The organism is Maribacter sp. MS6 (assembly GCF_056839185.1).
The window spans coordinates 2190794-2210196 of record NZ_CM166389.1; the positions used below are offsets into that span (position 1 = coordinate 2190794).

Annotated in this window: 19 protein-coding genes; 10 read left to right on the forward strand and 9 right to left on the reverse strand. The window is 39.0% G+C overall.

Features of this window, described 5'->3' with window-relative positions; genetic code table 11:
• Nucleotides 1–3: 3 nt before the first annotated feature.
• Together MS6x_RS09635 and MS6x_RS09640 are read left to right on the forward strand one after the other, a co-directional pair.
• The gene (locus tag MS6x_RS09635) at nucleotides 4–390 is read left to right on the forward strand and encodes a DUF2721 domain-containing protein (RefSeq protein WP_482607071.1); all 387 of its coding nucleotides are present in this window, start codon (nucleotides 4–6) and stop codon (nucleotides 388–390) included.
• A gap of 412 nt (nucleotides 391–802) precedes the next feature.
• On the forward strand, nucleotides 803–1228 hold the full coding sequence (locus MS6x_RS09640; protein WP_482607072.1) for a hypothetical protein: 426 nt from the start codon (nucleotides 803–805) through the stop codon (nucleotides 1226–1228).
• Nucleotides 1229–1294: 66 nt separating this feature from the next.
• On the opposite strand, the gene MS6x_RS09645 is transcribed toward MS6x_RS09640, so the two are convergent.
• Nucleotides 1295–2272 carry a succinylglutamate desuccinylase/aspartoacylase family protein gene (locus tag MS6x_RS09645; protein WP_482607073.1) on the reverse strand — a complete coding sequence of 326 codons (978 nt, stop codon included), beginning with the start codon at nucleotides 2270–2272 and terminating at the stop codon, nucleotides 1295–1297.
• 354 nt (nucleotides 2273–2626) lie between these two features.
• Here MS6x_RS09645 and MS6x_RS09650 point away from each other — a divergent pair, with 354 nt between their 5' ends.
• From MS6x_RS09650 to MS6x_RS09670, 5 genes are all read left to right on the forward strand, one after another.
• Nucleotides 2627–3295, forward strand: a complete 669-nt coding sequence (locus tag MS6x_RS09650) for a succinate dehydrogenase cytochrome b subunit (RefSeq protein ID WP_482607074.1) — start codon at nucleotides 2627–2629, stop codon at nucleotides 3293–3295.
• 2 nt (nucleotides 3296–3297) lie between these two features.
• A complete protein-coding gene (locus MS6x_RS09655; RefSeq protein WP_482607075.1) occupies nucleotides 3298–5301 on the forward strand; it encodes a fumarate reductase/succinate dehydrogenase flavoprotein subunit in 2004 nt (667 codons plus the stop codon).
• 69 nt (nucleotides 5302–5370) lie between these two features.
• Complete coding sequence (locus tag MS6x_RS09660) at nucleotides 5371–6117, forward strand: succinate dehydrogenase/fumarate reductase iron-sulfur subunit (RefSeq protein WP_482607076.1); 747 nt, start codon at nucleotides 5371–5373, stop codon at nucleotides 6115–6117.
• A gap of 67 nt (nucleotides 6118–6184) precedes the next feature.
• Complete coding sequence (locus tag MS6x_RS09665; protein ID WP_482607077.1) at nucleotides 6185–6658, forward strand: very short patch repair endonuclease; 474 nt, start codon at nucleotides 6185–6187, stop codon at nucleotides 6656–6658.
• 29 nt (nucleotides 6659–6687) lie between these two features.
• Entirely contained in the window at nucleotides 6688–7830 is a 1143-nt protein-coding gene (locus MS6x_RS09670) for a methionine aminotransferase (RefSeq protein WP_482607078.1), read from the forward strand.
• Here the strand turns inward: MS6x_RS09670 and MS6x_RS09675 are convergent.
• The 8 genes from MS6x_RS09675 to trhO all read right to left on the reverse strand — a co-directional run bounded on the left by MS6x_RS09675 (nucleotide 7821) and on the right by trhO (nucleotide 16645).
• Entirely contained in the window at nucleotides 7821–8978 is a 1158-nt protein-coding gene (locus tag MS6x_RS09675) for a serine hydrolase domain-containing protein (protein ID WP_482607079.1), read from the reverse strand. The two genes, MS6x_RS09670 and MS6x_RS09675, sit on opposite strands and share 10 nt — an antisense overlap.
• A 14-nt stretch (nucleotides 8979–8992) precedes the next feature.
• The gene (locus tag MS6x_RS09680) at nucleotides 8993–9523 is read right to left on the reverse strand and encodes a GNAT family N-acetyltransferase (protein WP_482607080.1); all 531 of its coding nucleotides are present in this window, start codon (nucleotides 9521–9523) and stop codon (nucleotides 8993–8995) included.
• A gap of 394 nt (nucleotides 9524–9917) precedes the next feature.
• Nucleotides 9918–10574 carry a 3-oxoacid CoA-transferase subunit B gene (locus tag MS6x_RS09685; protein ID WP_482607081.1) on the reverse strand — a complete coding sequence of 219 codons (657 nt, stop codon included), beginning with the start codon at nucleotides 10572–10574 and terminating at the stop codon, nucleotides 9918–9920.
• A 3-nt stretch (nucleotides 10575–10577) separates the two neighbouring features.
• Nucleotides 10578–11279: a CoA transferase subunit A gene (locus tag MS6x_RS09690; protein ID WP_482607082.1), complete on the reverse strand. Its 702-nt coding sequence runs from the start codon at nucleotides 11277–11279 to the stop codon at nucleotides 10578–10580.
• Nucleotides 11280–11402: 123 nt separating this feature from the next.
• Nucleotides 11403–13745 carry a penicillin-binding protein 1A gene (locus tag MS6x_RS09695; protein WP_482607083.1) on the reverse strand — a complete coding sequence of 781 codons (2343 nt, stop codon included), beginning with the start codon at nucleotides 13743–13745 and terminating at the stop codon, nucleotides 11403–11405.
• A gap of 4 nt (nucleotides 13746–13749) precedes the next feature.
• Complete coding sequence (locus MS6x_RS09700; protein ID WP_482607084.1) at nucleotides 13750–14235, reverse strand: gliding motility lipoprotein GldH; 486 nt, start codon at nucleotides 14233–14235, stop codon at nucleotides 13750–13752.
• A complete protein-coding gene (locus MS6x_RS09705) occupies nucleotides 14228–15475 on the reverse strand; it encodes a PSP1 domain-containing protein (RefSeq protein ID WP_482607085.1) in 1248 nt (415 codons plus the stop codon). The genes MS6x_RS09700 and MS6x_RS09705 overlap by 8 nt, the downstream gene beginning before the upstream one ends.
• A gap of 138 nt (nucleotides 15476–15613) precedes the next feature.
• The gene (gene trhO, locus MS6x_RS09710; RefSeq protein ID WP_482607086.1) at nucleotides 15614–16645 is read right to left on the reverse strand and encodes an oxygen-dependent tRNA uridine(34) hydroxylase TrhO; all 1032 of its coding nucleotides are present in this window, start codon (nucleotides 16643–16645) and stop codon (nucleotides 15614–15616) included.
• Nucleotides 16646–17266: 621 nt separating this feature from the next.
• Here trhO and recA point away from each other — a divergent pair.
• The 3 genes from recA (at nucleotide 17267) to MS6x_RS09725 (ending at nucleotide 19368) form a co-directional block, all read left to right on the forward strand.
• Nucleotides 17267–18274, forward strand: coding sequence for a recombinase RecA (recA, locus tag MS6x_RS09715; RefSeq protein WP_482607087.1), 1008 nt, complete (start codon nucleotides 17267–17269; stop codon nucleotides 18272–18274).
• A gap of 84 nt (nucleotides 18275–18358) precedes the next feature.
• Nucleotides 18359–18781 carry a hypothetical protein gene (locus MS6x_RS09720; RefSeq protein ID WP_482607088.1) on the forward strand — a complete coding sequence of 141 codons (423 nt, stop codon included), beginning with the start codon at nucleotides 18359–18361 and terminating at the stop codon, nucleotides 18779–18781.
• A 23-nt stretch (nucleotides 18782–18804) separates the two neighbouring features.
• Entirely contained in the window at nucleotides 18805–19368 is a 564-nt protein-coding gene (locus MS6x_RS09725; RefSeq protein ID WP_482607089.1) for an RNA polymerase sigma factor, read from the forward strand.
• Nucleotides 19369–19403 lie beyond the last annotated feature (35 nt).

The following is a 19403-nucleotide window of genomic DNA, read 5'->3' on the forward strand; positions in this document are numbered from 1 at the left end:
TCCATGCAACTAACGTTAAGTATTCCCGCCCTGCTATTCCCAGCAATATCATTGACCATGTTGGCCTATAATGCCCGGTATCTGGCCATTGCGGCACTAATTCGTCAATTACATCAAAAATATCTGGAAACAGCATCTGAATCCGTGAAATTACAAGTAAGAAAACTAAGTAAACGATTAATAATTATCAAAAACATGCAGGGTTCCGCAATCTTTAGTTTTTTATTGGCAGTAATTACTATGGCATTGATATACATGGAATATTCCTTATTGGCCAAGGTAGTTTTTGGCATCAGTCTTTTGGCCTTGATGATTTCTTTGGTACTAAGCCTTATTGAGGTACAATTATCTACAAAGGCACTTTCCATTCAGCTGAAGGATATGGAATGATTTATAAACTTATTTCATTTTATGACATTGATTCGTCCAAGACATCAAAAAAGCATATAAAAAACCTGAGCTATATTAAATTTGGAAATGGCTATGATTTTGGAAGTTTAAAAACCTTCTTAAGTATCTACCTCCACTACTTAAATTAGCATACTATTTTAAAGCTCCCCTTACGCAATAACAGTTTGAACCAAGCAATGAAAGAAGCTATCTCATACAACAGCAACAAAAGTTACCCTAATTACGAACTAGAATCTCAAAGTTTGGGTTAGGTTTGGTCATTTTTTAAAATCACAAAAATTGCTTCCATAGAGTGAAAGACATCCTGTTTTTATACGTTTTTTCCGATATTATGTAGCTAAAACACTATTATTCTTATATTTAGTAAAAAGTTATAACTAAAGTTCAATTTATGAAAAGGGTAAAAGAACTGAGCTACTTTAAAAACATAAGAGAAGTACGGGAGTTCGAATTTGGTGTTTTCTACTTTTTCGATACATTAGTTATTTCAGAAATCAACAATGGCGTATTTTTTCAATGGGAAATGGCCAAAAAAGCCGTTAAAGCTTCCAAGGAGTTTTACGGAGAAAATCAACCTATTGTATATATTTCAAACCGTATAAACAATTATACGGTAGCACCAACGGATTGGTTAAAATTTTATAATAACAGACATGAATTAAAATATTACTCGGTCGTGGGAAGTACAAAAGGAAGCCTTCCCAGTACGCTATTGGAAAAAATGTTTTTTAAAGGTTCTTTGCGGCAGTTTGATGATTTGGAAGAAGCCATTGAATGGAGTTTAGAGGTAATTAAAGAAACAACACCTCAATCTTAGTAGTATAATTTTTTTAGTTACATGGATTTGGACTCCTTTTCAATTGTAATTTAATTAACTTTTCCCTTATTGTTCTCCTAAGGCTCCGATATGTAATAAAGCATCGCCTTGATTAACGACTGCTTGGTGATTTAAACAAATAATATACCCATCAAAAGGAGCCTTTACCTGCTTTGTTTTTTTTGCATAGGTATCGGATACCAGACCTAGTAAATCACCCTTTTCTACCTTACTTCCATTATTGATTTTTGACACAAAGATTCCTGCTGTGGGTGCACGAAGCCATTTTCGTATATTCAAATAAACCGATTGGTTTAATTTGGCATGGTCTTCGTCGCTTATGTCCATCATGTCTAAATGCCTAAATACGTTAAGGATTCCAGTTATGCCTTGCTTGATAGAAAATTCGTCAAAACGCATACTTTCACCGGCTTCAAAAACGACGGCCGGTATCTGCAAACGAAAAGCAGCATTCCTAAAAGATCCTTTAATCAGTTTAGAAGTAAAGGTAAACGGGGCATTAAACATCTTGGCCAATTCGGCACTTTTTTGATCTTCTTTGGTATATCTAATCTGCGGGAAATTATGTCGTTGCCCACCGCCGGTATGTAAATCTATGGCAACATCAATTTGGGGCAATATTTCGCGTAGGTAATGATAAGAAATCCTACTCGCCATTGACCCGGATTTTGTTCCTGGAAAACTTCTATTAACATCCTTCCCGTCGGGCACATCTCTAGAATAATGGATAAACCCAAATATATTAAGTATTGGCACTGCGATCACCGCCCCGGCATCTACCTTAAAGCTACCATTGTGCAACATACTGCGTACAATTTCCACGCCATTAACCTCATCCCCATGTAAACCCGCTTGCACTAGTACCACAGGCCCAGGTCTTTTGGCATTAAAGACGTAAACCGGAATATCAATTATAGTGCCTGTAGGCAACCGGTCTATCGTTATTTTTACAAATTTTGACTTACCCGGAGCAACAGCTTCACCACCAACTGTTATAGTTTTGTTTTCTCTTGTTATTTCCATAAACTAATTATGTACTTCTATTTCTTAAATCGCTAACTGCAAGTATTCTTTACAAGTGGTTCCTTTTAATAACCAGATTGCATGGTAAAATTACAGCTAAATAAACTCGGAATGGAAGTTAATGCCAAGACCATTTGAGTTTAGATTCAATTTCTTGATTTTTTATCGACGTTTTGTTAAACGGTAATTCTGATTTGTGTTTAATATTTCGTGGTAAACTACTGTATTTGAATGGTAAAATCTAAACAGGTTTTTTAACAAGATCAAAATGGGTCTAAATAATATACTAATAGCTGAATAAAGTTGTTAATAACTAAACCGTGCCGTAAATTTGGTATGCTAAATTTTGAACAAATGAGTGGATTGTTAACATCTTCAATAGCCCGAAAAGTAGTGATGGCGCTTTCCGGTCTTTTTTTGGTCTTTTTCTTGGGTCAACATTTTGTCATCAACATCACATCCGTTATTGCTCCGGAAACTTTTAATACATGGTCCCATTTTATGGGCTATAATCCTTTGGTTCAGTATATTCTTCAGCCTATTCTCATAGCCGGTGTTATTGTGCACTTTGTTATGGGCATTGCATTAGAAATACAGAATAACAGGGCACGTACGGTTAAATACGCGAAATACAAGGGTAGCGCCAATGCTTCATGGATTTCAAGAAACATGATTATTACTGGCTTGGTAGTATTAGCATTTTTAGGACTGCACATGTATGATTTCTGGGTTCATGAAATGGCTTACAAATATATTGAAGCACGACCCGAAGACCCGACGCGTTATTACGCAGAAACAGTAGAAAAATTTGAACCTGTACTTAGAACGATACTCTATGTTGTTTCTTTCGGGTTATTGGCCTTGCATTTACTGCACGGTTTTGCCTCTTCGTTTCAAACTATGGGTGTGAACAATAAGTATACTCCTGCGATAAAAACATTTACCAAGATATACGCTATTGGCATTCCATTAGGGTTTGCCTTTATTGCTATCTATCATCATCTTAACCCAATAACACATTAAGTATGGGCATATTGGATTCTAAAGTTCCTGCTGGGCCGCTGGCCGATAAATGGACTAAACATAAAAACGAAATTGACCTTGTTAACCCCGCCAATAAACGTAACATAGATGTTATCGTTGTAGGTACCGGATTGGCAGGAGGTTCTGCTGCCGCCACATTGGCGGAATTAGGCTATAACGTAAAAACTTTTTGCTACCAGGATTCCCCAAGACGTGCGCATTCAATTGCAGCACAAGGCGGAATAAATGCAGCAAAAAATTACCAAGGCGATGGTGATAGTAACTACCGTTTGTTCTACGATACCGTAAAAGGTGGCGATTACCGTTCACGGGAGGCAAACGTTTATCGGTTGGCGGAAGTATCCGGACAGATAATTGACCAATGTGTGGCACAAGGCGTTCCTTTTGCACGAGAATACGGAGGTCTTTTGGACAACCGTTCTTTTGGTGGTGTTTTAGTTTCTAGAACATTTTATGCAAAAGGGCAAACAGGACAACAATTGTTGTTAGGTGCATACTCCGCAATGAACCGTCAAATTAATAGAGGAAAGATACAGCCCTTTAACCGTCATGAAATGATGGATTTGGTTAAGGTTGATGGAAAAGCTCGCGGTATTATAGCACGTAATCTTGTTACGGGAGAAATAGAACGTCATTCAGCACATGCTGTGGTATTGGCAACAGGAGGATACGGAAACGTATTTTTTCTTTCTACCAACGCAATGGGAAGTAATGTGATGGCCGCTTGGAGGGCACACCGCAGAGGAGCTTTCATGGCTAATCCTTGCTTTACACAAATACATCCTACTTGTATTCCAGTTTCTGGAGATCATCAATCCAAGTTAACTTTAATGTCAGAATCCTTGCGGAACGATGGCCGTATTTGGGTTCCAGCAAAGGCAGAAGATGCACAAGCCATACGCGAAGGCAAACTAAAGCCTACGCAACTTAAGGAAGAGGATAGAGATTACTATTTAGAAAGACGCTACCCTGCTTTTGGAAACTTAGTTCCAAGAGATGTAGCCTCCAGAGCAGCAAAAGAACGTTGCGATGCTGGTTTTGGCGTAAACAAAACGGGCGAAGCGGTATACTTGGACTTTGATGCTGCTATTATGCGCTATGGTAAAGAAAAAGCGTTAACCTCTGGGATGAAAGATGCCGATGACAAAACCATACGGGCATTAGGAGAGGAAGTGATAGAGACAAAATACGGAAACCTCTTTCAGATGTACGAGAAAATCGTTGATGAAAATCCGTACAAGACTCCCATGATGATATATCCCGCAGTTCACTACACCATGGGTGGCCTATGGGTAGATTATAATCTGCAAACAACAGTAGAAGGGTGTTATGCTGCCGGTGAAGCTAATTTTAGTGACCACGGGGCAAACAGACTCGGTGCTTCGGCCTTGATGCAAGGTTTAGCCGATGGCTATTTTGTACTACCGTATACTATTGGTGATTACTTATCCAAGGACATTAGAACAGGAAAAATACCTACAGATTCTCCAGAATTCGAAGCTTCCGAAAAAGAAGTGCGTGATAGAATAGAAAAATTGATGAATGGGAAAGGAACACATTCCGTTGATTATTACCACAAGATACTTGGTAAAATCATGTGGAATAAATGTGGTATGTCCCGTAATGCTAAAGAATTACAGGAGGCGATAGACGAAATTTCAGCGTTGCGTGCGGATTTTTGGGAAAACGTTCGCGTGCCTGGCTCTCCTGATACCAAAAATCAGGAATTGGAGAAAGCTGGCCGCGTTGCAGATTTCTTAGAACTAGGAGAATTGTTCGCAAAAGATGCATTAACAAGAAATGAATCCTGTGGTGGTCACTTCCGTGAAGAATACCAAACGCCGGAAGGAGAAGCATTGCGAGACGATGAGAACTTTAAATTTGTATCCTCATGGGAATACAAAGGCGAACCTAAAGATGCCGTGCTTCATAAAGAAGAACTAAAATACGAGAATATAGAATTGAAAACGCGTTCTTATAAATAGTTTATAGTTGATACGTTAGAAGTTTGTTCATTTGAACTTGAACCATCAACAAAATACAAAATAAAAACTATGAAATTAACATTGAAAATCTGGCGTCAAAAAGACGCTAATTCCAAAGGAAAAATGATGGACTATACTATAGACGGTATAGATGGCGATATGTCCTTTTTGGAAATGATGGATGTTCTTAATGAAGATTTGATCAACAAGGGTGAAGAGCCTGTAGAATTTGACCATGATTGTCGTGAAGGTATTTGTGGATCTTGTTCATTACAAATTAATGGAGAACCTCACGGACCCGATAGATTGGTTACCACCTGCCAACTTCACATGCGCAAATTTAATGATGGCGATACCATTACCATAGAACCATTTAGAGCAAAAGCGTTTCCTGTAATCAAAGATTTGATCGTAGACCGAACGGCTTTTGATAGAATTCAACAAGCGGGAGGTTATATTTCCGTAAACACATCTGGAAATACGCAAGATGCGAACTCTATTCCTATCGATAAACATGATGCCGACGATGCTTTTTATTCAGCAGCGTGTATTGGATGTGGAGCCTGTGTTGCTGCTTGTAAAAATGCAAGTGCAATGCTCTTTACCTCAGCGAAAGTATCACAATATGCTTTGTTGCCACAAGGCCAAGTCGAGGCAGTTGATAGGGTACAGAACATGGTGCGTCAAATGGATTTGGAAGGTTTTGGAAACTGCACCAATACCGGAGCTTGCGAAATAGAATGCCCTAAAGGAATCTCATTAGAAAACATTGCGCGAATGAATCGTGAATATTTGAGCGCTAGCGTAAAAGGCTAATCGAATAACAATTAAAATAGATAAAAAATCCCATGCTCTTCAGCAAGGGATTTTTTATTTTTAAGCTATGTCCAATAATTATTCTGAAGAACGCATCAAAGTACCACGCTTTAACGAGGAATCGGGATTTTATACTACACCAGAGCGCTCCAAAATTATGAGTAAGATTCGTGGAAAAAACACGAAACCTGAACTCGCATTTAGGAAGGCTTTATATGCAGCCGGATATCGCTACAGGATAGATTATAAAAAACTAATTGGCAAACCGGACATCGTACTCAAAAAATACAGAACGGTAGTTTTTATTGATGGCGAGTATTGGCATGGCCACAATTGGGAGGAACGTAAACCAAAAGTAAAGACCAATAGGGAATTTTGGATTGCCAAAATAGAACGTAATATGCAACGGGATAGAGAAGTGAACCAAAAGCTTAGTGATTTAGACTATATGGTTTTTCGTTTTTGGGAAAGTGAGGTAAAAAAGAATTTAAAAAACTGTCTAAACCAAGTCATTCGCCATTTAGAAAATCAAACGAACTAAACTACCTTTAGGACAAATTGATATCCGCTATGCAGCATTCCTCCAAACTCCCCAATATTGAAACTACCATTTTTACCACGGTAGGCAATTTGGCAAGAAAACACCAGGCCATAGACCTTTCCCAAGGCTTTCCAAACTTTGAATCGGACCCAGAGCTCGTAAAGCTTGTTTGTGAAGCCATGCAGAAAGGCCACAACCAATATGCGCCTATGCAGGGCTACTATGGATTACGAGAAGCCATTTCAGAAAAAATTGTAAATACCCATACGTACGAGTATCTTCCAGAAACGGAAATAACCATTACAGTAGGTGCTACACAAGCAATTTTCACGGCGATTACCGCCTTTGTTCTCACAGGAGACGAAGTAATTGTAATAAAACCCGCGTATGACTGTTACGAACCGGCTATCCTCTTAAACGGTGGTGTTCCCGTGTACTTACAATTACCAGCTGAGAATTATAGTATAGACTGGGAAGCTTTTCAAAAATTGATTACCCCAAAAACAAAAATGGTAATTTTAAACACGCCCCATAATCCTACTGGGCGAATGCTATCTCGAAAAGATATGCTCGAATTAGAAGCCATTCTAAAACCTACCGACATCCTATTGTTAAGTGATGAAGTATATGAACACATTGCTTTCGATGGATCAGTCCACGAAAGCGCCTGTCGTTATCCAGACTTGGCCCAAAGAAGCTTTATTTGTGCTTCTTTTGGAAAGACGTTTCATGTAACCGGATGGAAAATGGGCTATTGTGCCGCTCCAGCATCTCTTATGGAAGAGTTTCGAAAAGTACATCAATTCGCCGTATTTTGTGTAGACCATCCCGTTCAACGTGCTTTGGCGGCGTATCTAAAGAATGAAAATCATTATTTGGAACTCAACGCTTTTTATCAACAAAAAAGAAACTACTTTATCAATGGCCTCTTGGACTCCAACTTCAAATGGAAACCTTCTGAAGGTACCTACTTTCAACTTTTAGACTATACAAATATCACCAATGAACCAGATGAGGTATTTGCTAAAAGACTAATTACCGAAATGGGCATAGCTAGCATTCCCATTTCATCCTTCAACGTAAATAAACGAGATGATAAGGTGCTGCGTTTTTGCTTTGCCAAAAAACAAGAAACCCTGGACAAAGCTATTTACATTCTTAATCAATTATAACGCAGCGCGGCATTTACCTTGGTCATAAACTCGCCGATCATAGCTGGCTCCAACCAACGTGTGACCACAACCAGATCATTTTCTTTATCTATCACGATGAAATTTCCTCCAAAACCGGCAGCATAGTAAATGTTTTCCGATAAGCCTTCCCAATGTCTATCTCCCTTTTTGTTCAACCACCACATATAGCCATAATTTACATTGGGCTTTGATGGAGCGATCGCCATCTTTATCCAATCTTCGCTGATCAATCGTTCTTGTTTCCATTTGCCGTTATTCAAAAATAATAACCCAAAACGCGCCATATCCTCGGTATTAATAAACAGGCCCGCGCCAGAATGTCCGCCCCCAGTTACCGATTTCACTTTAATTCCGTCTACCTCTGTCCATGCGTGGTCATAACCATACCATCGCCAAGTTGTCGACGCTCCAATTCTATCCATAATATATTCCTTTAGCACAAGTGGCATTGGCTTCCGCCAAACATGCGTAAGTGCGTAGGCCAGCACATTAACACGAACATCGTTATACTCCATGACCGTTCCAGGTTCTTTGGGCGCCTCAAACTTCCAATCATCAATACCACCTTCCTTGGGTGGTCTATCCGCCCAATCCTTACCTCCCCATAGTTCCCCGGACCAAGCCGAATTTTGCTGTAATAGATGTTCCCAAGTAATCTTTGAATTATGTGCACCATCGAAAGTTCCATCCCAGATATACTGCCCCACTTTGTCATTTGTACTAGAAATAAGTCCATTATCAAACGCTAGACCAGCCATCGTACTTAAAAAGCTTTTGGTTACACTAAAAGTCATATCTACGCGTTTAGTATCGCCCCATTGGGCAATGATGATTCCGTTTTTAAGAATCATACCGGCTGGTGCTCCGCGCTTTTTAGTGGGGCCTAGAATTTCGTGAAATGGCTCTCGTTCGAAACCTTTAAGGATAGCAATCCTTAAATCTCGAGACCCATTGTATTCATTGGACTCCGCGAATGATACAGCTTTCTGCAACATAGAAGTATCTATATTGTACTCCTTCGGGGACTTTTGTTCCCAAGCTGTATTGCGTTCCGGAAAATAATACGATTGTGACTGTCCCAATACGCTAAAGGAAATCAGTAGAAAAAGGCTTGTTAAAAATTTCATATCTTCTTTTAAATTTAGTCCTTTACTTTGGTTAAATCACACCTCATTAACCAATCCGTTTGTTTATCCGTTCCTATGTAATAAGGATGGGTTCCAAATTTACTAAAACCATGCGTTTGATAAAACTGTATGGCCTTTACATTCTTTTCCCAAACCCCTAGCCATAGGAAACACTTTTTAGCCTGTTTCCCTTTTTCCTTTAATATTTGAAGGAGTAATGTGCCGTAGCCTTGCCCTTGAAATTCATCTTTTATATAGAAACGCTCCAACTCCATACCATCCTCTGATTTAAGATCTGTCTGTGCTTGAAGTTGGTTTATCTTTACGTATCCTATCAATCGATTTTCCGAATACACAAAATAGAAAAAACTATCTGGGTTTTGTAGCTGCTGAAGTAATGTATCCCTATTAAAAGCGGAATTAATATACGATTTAAAGTCAAGTGGATTATTATCCTTCTCAAAAGCCTTTGAAAAGGTATCTCTGGAAAGCACAACCAGTGTGTCTATATCAATCTCTTTACAATGTCTTACATCCAACTCCACGAGCTAAAGATAAAATATTTATACGCAAATAATTCAAAAAGGATAAGCAAGCAAAAACATATTCCCCATAAAAAAATCGCATAAAAAAAGAGCAACTTGGGGAAGTCGCTCTTTTTACATCATTCTTTTAAAAAATACTAAAGCATAAATAACTTTTTGGTCAATCGGATGATACCGCTGAAGAAATCATTGTGATATACTTGTACGTTTTCTTGTGGTGCCATGAGGTTTGTTTTAGGTTAATTTTATGGTTCTATTTGGGTCGCATTATAGTTTTGACACTATAAATATAGCAGCTAACGTTTTTAAATTCCTTATTATTGTTGCCAACCTGTCATAAAATGTTGTGAAAATCTTTAGGTGCTTCCTTTTATCGATAAAACACACAGCTTTTTTAATCCAAAACCATCTCGGGCACTTTTCCTTTTATAATAAGCGTCCCTTCTGTTGCCGCCCTAATTTCTTCCACAGAAACACCAGGAGCACGCTCTAGCAATACAAATCCCGCAGGGGTTATGTCCAAAACCGCTAGGTTAGTTACTATTTTCTTCACACAACCTACTCCGGTTAAGGGAAGTGAACACGCTTTTAACAATTTTGAATCGCCAGCCCTATTGGTATGCATCATTGCTACGATAATCTGCTCGGCGGAAGCGACCAAATCCATAGCTCCTCCCATTCCTTTCACCATTTTGCCAGGGATCTTCCAATTGGCAATATCGCCATTTTCGGCAACCTCCATTGCACCCAAAATGGTAAGGTCTACATGCTTACCCCGTATCATGCCAAAACTGAGAGCGGAATCAAAAAACGATGCGCCAGGTAAGGTGGTAATCGTCTGTTTCCCAGCATTAATAATATCCGCGTCCTCCTCGCCCTCAAAAGGAAAAGGCCCCATACCCAAAACTCCATTTTCACTTTGGAACTCTACACTAATATCCTCCCTTACAAAATTGGCTACCAAAGTAGGTATGCCTATTCCAAGGTTCACATAGTATCCGTCCCTTACTTCCTGTGCAATTCTTTTTGCAATTCCATTTTTGTCCAACATCGCTTATATCCTTTGTCTTACGGTTCGTTGCTCAATTCTCTTTTCATAGGATTCTCCTTCAAATATGCGCTGAATGAAGATTCCAGGAATATGTACTTGATTAGGATCTAAACTACCAACAGGTACCAATTCTTCTACCTCTGCAACCGTAATTGTGGCCGCTCCGCACATGGCAGGATTAAAGTTTCTTGCGGTACCCTTAAAAATAAGATTTCCTGCCTCATCACCTTTCCACGCCTTTACAAAGGCAAAATCGGCCTTATAGGCCTCTTCCAACACATACATTTTACCATTAAATTCACGGGTTTCCTTTCCTTCGGCTACTTCCGTGCCAAAACCTGCCGGTGTAAAGAAAGCCGGGAAACCACCTTGGGCCGCCCTACACTTTTCCGCAAGGGTTCCCTGTGGAGTTAGCTCTACTTCCAATTCTCCACTTAACATTTGGCGCTCAAATTCATCGTTCTCTCCAACATAGGAGGAAATCATTTTTTTAATTTGACGTTTTTGCAATAGTAATCCTAGACCAAAGTCATCAACACCGGCATTGTTAGAAATGCAGGTAATATCTTTTACGCCCAAAGCTACCAATTGTGCGATAGCCTTCTCCGGAATACCACATAGACCAAAACCGCCTAACATTAAGGTCATTCCATCTTTTACACCGGCTAAGGCTTCATGTACATCGGCGACAGTTTTTCGTATCATAACACCATTAATTATTGTCTGTCTAATTTACAGCTATTATTAATGTATTCCCAAAAAAAGACCCCGCATTCTGCGGGGTCATTACTTTAAATATATGCTATTACAGCATTTAGTCCATCAGCATTAAAAATCTAAATCATCTAAATCTTCTTCAATATCAACATCCTTTTGTTGGTCTTCATTGAATTCTACACAGTCTGTCTGAATTGACATATCCTCGGGTTTCTCAAAATCCTCTTTGGAAACACCCAACTCCTCATTTGCATAATTCTTTTTCATGTATAACCCCCAAATAGGTAAGGCCATGGTGGCGCCTTGACCATAAAGGATATTTTTAAAGTGGACGGAACGTTCTTCCCCACCTACCCAAACACCAGTCACCAAATTAGGTACCATGCCCATAAACCAACCATCACTATTATTCTGGGTAGTCCCGGTTTTACCGGCAATAGGGTTCGTAAGCTCATAAGGATATCCTGTAACTACCTCTTTATAGACGGTATTGTTCTTGTTGTAACTATGGCGTAGTCTGGTGCCCGATCCCCCTTGGGTAACGCCCTTCATTAAGTCTACCATAGCATATGAAACCTCCTTGCTCAATACATCTTTTGTTTCCGGCACATACTCATAAAGCACCGTCCCGTTTTTATCCTCTATTCTAGTAACCATTACTGGTTTTACATATACCCCTTGGTTGGCAAAGGCACCATACGCACCTACCATTTCGTAGACATTAACTAATTCTGTACCCAAAGCGATCGCAGGAACAGGTAGAATTTCATTGGTGAAGCCTAAGTTTTTTACAATGGATACGACCGACTTAGGCCCTACTTTATCTATTAATTGGGCTGTTACAGTATTCACCGAGTTCGCTAAGGCGTATTTTAAGGTCATGTCTTTCCCAGAAAATTTAAAATCTGAATTTCTTGGGCACCATGCTTCCATATTCCCGTGCCTACCTGGCTCAATACAATAAAGTATATCCGGCAAAGTCTCGCAAGGGGACAATCTCAATTGATCTATAGCTGCGGCATACACAAAAGGCTTAAAGGTTGAACCTGCCTGCCGTGCACCTTGTATCACATTATCGTATTGAAAATGTTTGTAATCTACACCTCCTACCCAAGCCTTTACATGACCGGATTGTGGTTCCATAGACATCATGGAAGCCCGCAGAAACGTCTTGTAGTACCGAATTGAATCCATAGGTGTAAGTATGGTATCTTTCTCACGTGTATCACTTTTCCAGTCAAAAACGGTCATCTCCGTTTTTTTGGTAAAGGACTCCCTAATTTCCTTTTCAGATTTTCCGGCATCCTTCATTTTACGCCACCGTTCCGAGGTTTTAACGGCACGTTCCATGATACCATCGGTTTCCTCGGTAGTCAAGTCTAAGAACGGGGTTGTAGGATTTCGTTCTTTCGTGTTCTGAACAAAAAATTCGGTCTGTAGGCGTTCCATGTGTTCTGAGACCGCTTCTTCTGCATTTAATTGCATCCTAGAATCTATAGTCGTATATATCTTCAATCCATCTAAATACAGATTGTAACGGTCTCGCTCTCCTTCTCTGGCAGGTTTTGGATTCTTATCTATCCAACCCTTCATAAAGCGTTGCAAGTACATTCTAAAATATGTAGCTAAACCTTCTCTATGGCTTTCTGGATTAAAATTGATATCCATTCTTAGGCCTTGTAGCGAATCTTTTTCCTGCTCGGTAATATAATCGTAACGTGCCAATTGTCCTAAAACGATATTTCGTTTGTTCAGGGTAATTTCCTCTCTTCGTAATGGGTTAAAAAGTGATGAATTCTGAAGCATTCCTACCAACATAGCAGATTCTTCTACCTTTAGGTCCTTTGGTTCTTTACCAAAGTAAATTCGGGATGCGGAACGAATACCATCAGCGTTGTTTCCAAAGTCATAAATGTTAAGGTACATGGCGATGATTTCCTCTTTGGTATAACTGCGTTCCAAACGCGTTGCCAAAACCCACTCCTTTAATTTTTGCTGAATGGTCTCAAATTTATTTCTTGATCTTACACCTACAAAAAGTTGACGTGCCAATTGTTGTGTAATGGTACTCGCTCCTCCACGTTTTCCTAAGAAGAAAGCAGCTCTTAGCGTTCCTCTGGCATCTATACCAGAATGCTCTCTAAAACGGATATCCTCACTTGCTATGAGTGTGTTGACCAGATTTTCTGGGAGCTCATCATAGGTTACATCTGTTCTATTATCATCCAAATAAAATTTACCAAGGAGCTCCCCATCAGAAGAAACTATCTGTGATGCTAAATTGGTTTGTGGATTTTCTAGATACTCGTAAGGAGGTAACTCCCCAAAGAAACCCCAAGAAGCCGATAAAAAAAGTAATGCGAAGAGCGCAATTCCTGAAACAAATAGTATCCAGAACCATTTTATATATTTAAAAAACCCTTTGGACTCTTCCTTTTTAACCGTTTTTGCCATTGAACTATGGATTGTTTTTTGTTATCTCAATGCCTACGTCCGTAATACCTTCTAGTCCTACGACCCCGGAAACGTTTCCATTTTTACGCATTGCATGTGAAAGCTCTAAGGTATATACGCCAGAAGTAGGGAAAACGATGTTTTCCTTATACCATAATTTATTCTCTTTAATACTACCACTACCCTTTCCAAGCCACGTCCCGTCTGGTAAGGCCATATTATATTCCAGGGTGTCTTGGACTACTTCACCTTCCGGTGTATTTAACGAAGCGATTAAAAAAAGATTGCTGTATGGGAAATTTTGGTCATTTCTAACATTGATGAAAACGTCGTAACCTTGTAGGGAATCCATTTTAGAAAAGGTAAATTCCTTAACATCGTCCTTGTTCCAAACTGCTCCACTTATACTTTTGTATTCGGAAACGACCGGCGTATCTGTGCAGGATATCAGCATACTTGTGCATACTAAAAGATAAATAAGCCTATTCATTTTTAGGCTTTGGATTTCTGTTCGTATTCTTCTTTCTTCTGTTGTTATTATTCCTATTTCTCCCTCCACTAGCAGCACTATTGGCTTTACTTTTACTTTTATTTTTATTCCGATTTCGGTTTCTGTTGTTTCGGTTGCCCTTGCTCTTTGGCTTATCAAAACGCGTAAGACTATCCTGCCCAACAACATTTTCAAAAACCACTTTTTCTTCTATTACATTGTCAACAGCGTATGCCTCTAAGCTGACTACCTTTTCCTTTTTCTTGTTTTTATCTAAAATTTCATTAACCTGGTCCTTGGAAAGCACATGCCAATTGGAAGGTTCATCTTTATAGGAGAACCATAATAATTGCTTAAAAATATCTGTTTTTTGACAAAAGGCAAGTCCTTTTTCTGTGAACAATCTGGTTTCTTGCGATGGGAAATCCTTTAAGGCATCCAAATAAACATCCAACTCATAATTTAGACAACATTTAAGCTTGCCACATTGTCCTGCCAGTTTTTGGGGATTTAAAGATAATTGCTGGTATCGCGCCGCAGAGGTACTAACAGACCTAAAATCATGAAGCCAGGTAGAACAACAGAGTTCTCTGCCACAAGAGCCAATACCCCCTAAGCGCTGTGCCTCCTGCCTGTAGCCTATTTGTCGCATTTCTATTCGAATCCCAAAAGCCTTGGCCATATCCTTGATAAGTTGGCGAAAGTCTACCCGATCTTCTGCAGTGTAATAAAAAGTAGCCTTCGAGCCATCACCCTGAAACTCCACATCAGAAATCTTCATTTGTAACTGCAGGATAATGGCGATTTCGCGCGCACGCTTTTTGATTTCCTCTTCCCTATCCCTGCATTTCTGCCAGATATCGATGTCTTTTTGGGAGGCCTTTCTGTATACTTTAGGAAAATCTTCTTTTTTAAAATCCTCCTTCTTTCGCTTCATCTGTACACGAACGAGCTCGCCTGTTAAGGTAACCATACCAATGTCATGACCAGATGTGGCCTGTGTAGCAACCACGTCTCCAATAGAAAGCGAAAGATTTTCTGTGTTTTTAAAGAACTCTTTTCTGCTATTTTTAAATCGTACCTCCACAAAATCAAAGGGTTTTTCCCCATTAGGAAGTGACATATTAGAAAGCCAATCGAAAACTGTTAATTTATTGCAACCATCCGTACCGCAAGTACCATTATTCTTGCATCCCTTAGGTTGTCCATCCGTACCGGTAGAACAACTGCTACACCCCATATTATATATATTGACTCCAAAAAACAAGTTGTTTTTTGGATTAAGGTTCGTAAAAAACTAAATCTTAAATGTAAAGATACTATTTTTTTAATGTGAAGTGAAAGTGAGGTTGAGGTGACTTTGGTCTTTAGGCAAAAGCTACTTCTTAAACTTTAGAACCTCGGAGCGTCCTTTTTTAAAGATCAAATTACTCACTGTTTTACCCCTTCGCAATGCTTTCTGTTCTTCAAAAGGTAACTCATGTACCGTCTTACAATCATCGGAACAACATTCGTTCATTTTATCGGCACAGGAAGGACATTGTATGAACAATAGATGACAGGCCTCGTTGGCACAATTCACATGTTCGTCACAGGGCGCGCCACATTGATGGCAACTGGCAATTATATCCTCCGAAATTCGCTCACCACGGCGGTGATCAAACACAAAATTTTTGCCTTTGAACTTGTTCTCTAACCGCTGGTTTTCTACCTGTCTGGCATACTCAATAATTCCACCCTCCAGTTGGTAAACCTGCTTAAACCCTTTATGCTTATAATAGGCACTGGCCTTTTCACAGCGGATGCCTCCGGTGCAGTACATGACCAATTTTTTATCTTCTTTACAATCTGCCAGATCATTTTCTATGATATCCAAAGAATCCCTAAAAGTATCTACATCTGGTGTAATGGCGTTTTTAAAATGACCTATTTCACTTTCATAGTGGTTTCGCATATCCACCAGTACGGTATCCGGATCTTCTATGAGTTGGTTAAACTCCAGAGCATTAACATGAACCCCCTTATCCGTAACGTCAAAAGAAGCATCATTAAGTCCGTCTGCAACAATCTTGTGTCGCACTTTTACCTTCAATTTTAAAAAAGACATATTGTCTTGTTCAATGGCAATATTCAGGCGTACACCTTGCAAAAAGGAGATGCTATCCAAATGCGTCTTAAACGTTTCAAAATTATCCGCAGGTACGGATAATTGAGCATTAACACCCTCATGTGCGACGTAAATACGTCCCAAAACCTCAAGGGCATTCCAATGAATAAATAAATGATTTCTGAATATGGATGTGTTTCCAATATGTGCGTATTGGTAAAAAGAGATCGTAAGACGTTCTTTGCCGGCTTCCGCTATTAAAGCAGCTCTTTCCTTCGCACTTAATGTATTGTACAGTTGCATGCTATACCAATGTTTAAGTTAAAGAATATTCTAAAGGGCAAAGGTAGTATAAATTGAACTTAAATATCATTTGTTGAACAATCATAGGCCCTAAACTAAAAAGAGTCTTGACTTCTCAAGACTCTTTATGGGCCATTCCATTTTTCTTCTTCATAGCAACATTTAGCCTACTTTAAAGGAGATGGCCACCAAACAGTGCGTTGTTTGTGAACAACAACACTAATGTCATTAACCAATACTATGCCTAATAGATGGCTATTGTACAAAAGGGTTGCGTAAGCTTAATTATATTTTCGAGCTTCTTAGAATTGGGACATTGTAATTTCTTGTTTTTATGTTAAAAAGCCTTTCTGCCCGTAGACCGATCAATCATTCCAAATTGTTTCACTAAATACTTGTCTAAAATCCCATATCGGGTCTTAAATCATATACCCGATAACAAATTTGACATTACAACAATCATTTAAAAAAAAGAAATGTTAATTTAGCAATCCATAAAATTCAAAGGCTTTTTGAAAGATAAGCTGTGTCGCCTTAAAAACGCACACTTGCTAAAAACTTTACAAAAGTTCTAATCTGTATAAGCCAATTGTTATCCTGAATATTTAAAAATCATACACTATGAGTTCTGAAAAAGAAGCAAAATTAAAAGCCCTTAAACTTACCCTTGACAAAATGGACAAAACCTATGGAAAAGGTGCTGTTATGAAAATGGGGGATAGCGTTGTTGCCGATGTAGAGGTAATTCCTTCAGGGTCCTTAGGACTTGATATTGCTTTGGGTGTTGGGGGATATCCTCGTGGAAGGGTCATCGAAATCTATGGTCCGGAATCATCAGGTAAAACAACATTAACGCTACATGCTATAGCAGAGGCTCAAAAAAATGGTGGAATAGCAGCATTTATTGATGCAGAACACGCCTTTGACCGTTTTTATGCCGAAAAATTAGGGGTAGATATCGATAATCTAATTATTTCCCAACCTGACAATGGAGAACAAGGATTGGAAATTGCGGATAATTTGATTCGGTCGGGAGCTATTGATATTGTAGTTATAGATTCAGTTGCCGCATTAACGCCTAAAAGTGAAATTGAAGGTGAAATGGGCGATTCTAAAATGGGATTACACGCACGTTTAATGTCACAGGCACTGCGAAAACTAACCGGTTCTATTAGCAAAACACATTGTACCGTAATTTTCATTAACCAACTAAGGGAAAAAATAGGTGTTATGTTCGGCAACCCGGAAACGACAACCGGTGGTAATGCACTTAAATTCTATGCTTCGGTTAGAATAGATATCAGAAGGTCTACACAAATAAAAGATACAGATGGTAATGTACAGGGAAACAAGACCAGGGTCAAAATTGTGAAGAATAAAGTAGCTCCACCTTTCCGTACTACCGAATTCGATATTATGTACGGTGAAGGCATTTCTAAAGTTGGGGAAATTATAGACCTTGGTGTTGAATATGAGATCATTAAAAAAGCAGGTTCTTGGTTTAGCTACGGAGACACCAAACTTGGTCAGGGTAGAGATGCCGTAAAGGCTCTACTGCTAGATAATCCAGAGCTATTTGAAGAATTGGAAGGTAAAATACGGGAAGCCATAAAAGCAATAAACTCTTAAATACCCTTATTTATTTTCTAATTTTTTAGTCCTGCACGCAACCCTTGCGCACAATTTTCATCTTAAAACTAAAAACAAAGTGCTATGATGAGGAAAAAACTGATGCTCCTGCTATTTTGTACAGGGGTTCTGTTAGGGGGTTGCTCTCTTGACGACGACGATGGTCAAAATTTTCATTTTGCCACGTTACGTATAAACAATGCCGTATTACCTGAGTCGTTTGACTTAAATGAAACCTATGAGGTTTTGGTAGACTATACCCTACCTAACAACTGTTCCTTTTTTGATGGTTTTGAAGTTACCCAAGAAGATACTACGGTAAGAAACGTTATTGCCGTTGGCTCTGTGAGAACAGATCAAGCAGGCTGTACGGAAGAAACAATTGAAGCACAAGCTTCTTTTAAATTTACCGTTATCCATGACCAACCCTATACCTTTAGATTTTATCAAGGGGAAAATAGTGAGGGCGAACTATTATTTCTAGAGGTAGATGTGCCCGTAAACTAAAATACCGAACCAACCCATTTTAAGTGAGTCAAGAGGAACTCATACTGCATTGTAAAAAAGGCGACAGACAGGCGCAAGCCCAACTGTATCATACTTATTCTAGTATACTCTACGGTATTTGCTTAAAATATTCAAACAATAAAACAGAAGCAGAAGATAGTCTGCACGATAGTTTTATGACCATATATGAAAAAATAGGTCAATTTTCCTCCAAAGGGTCTTTTGAAGGTTGGATGAAACGTATAACGGTAAACACGGTATTACAAAAATATAGGAAAGAAGAGTATTTGAGTGTGGTAAATGAAAATACGCAAGAAGCGGTAGAACTAGATACAAATGATGACGATATCCCTTTGCAGACTTTGTTAAAGTATATTCAAGAGCTTCCGAACAAGTATAGAACCACATTCAACCTTTATGTGTTAGATGGGCACACACATAAAGAGATTGGTGAATTATTAGGAACAACGGCAGGCACATCAAAATCGAATCTTGCACGTGCCAGAATGCTGTTGAAAGAAAAAATTGAAACAAAGATTTTCCAATCCATCATAGGCGTTGCCATGGTATTGGGAAATTGCTTTTGATTCTCAGGAATCGACAAAAGAATAAAGCTTAAAAA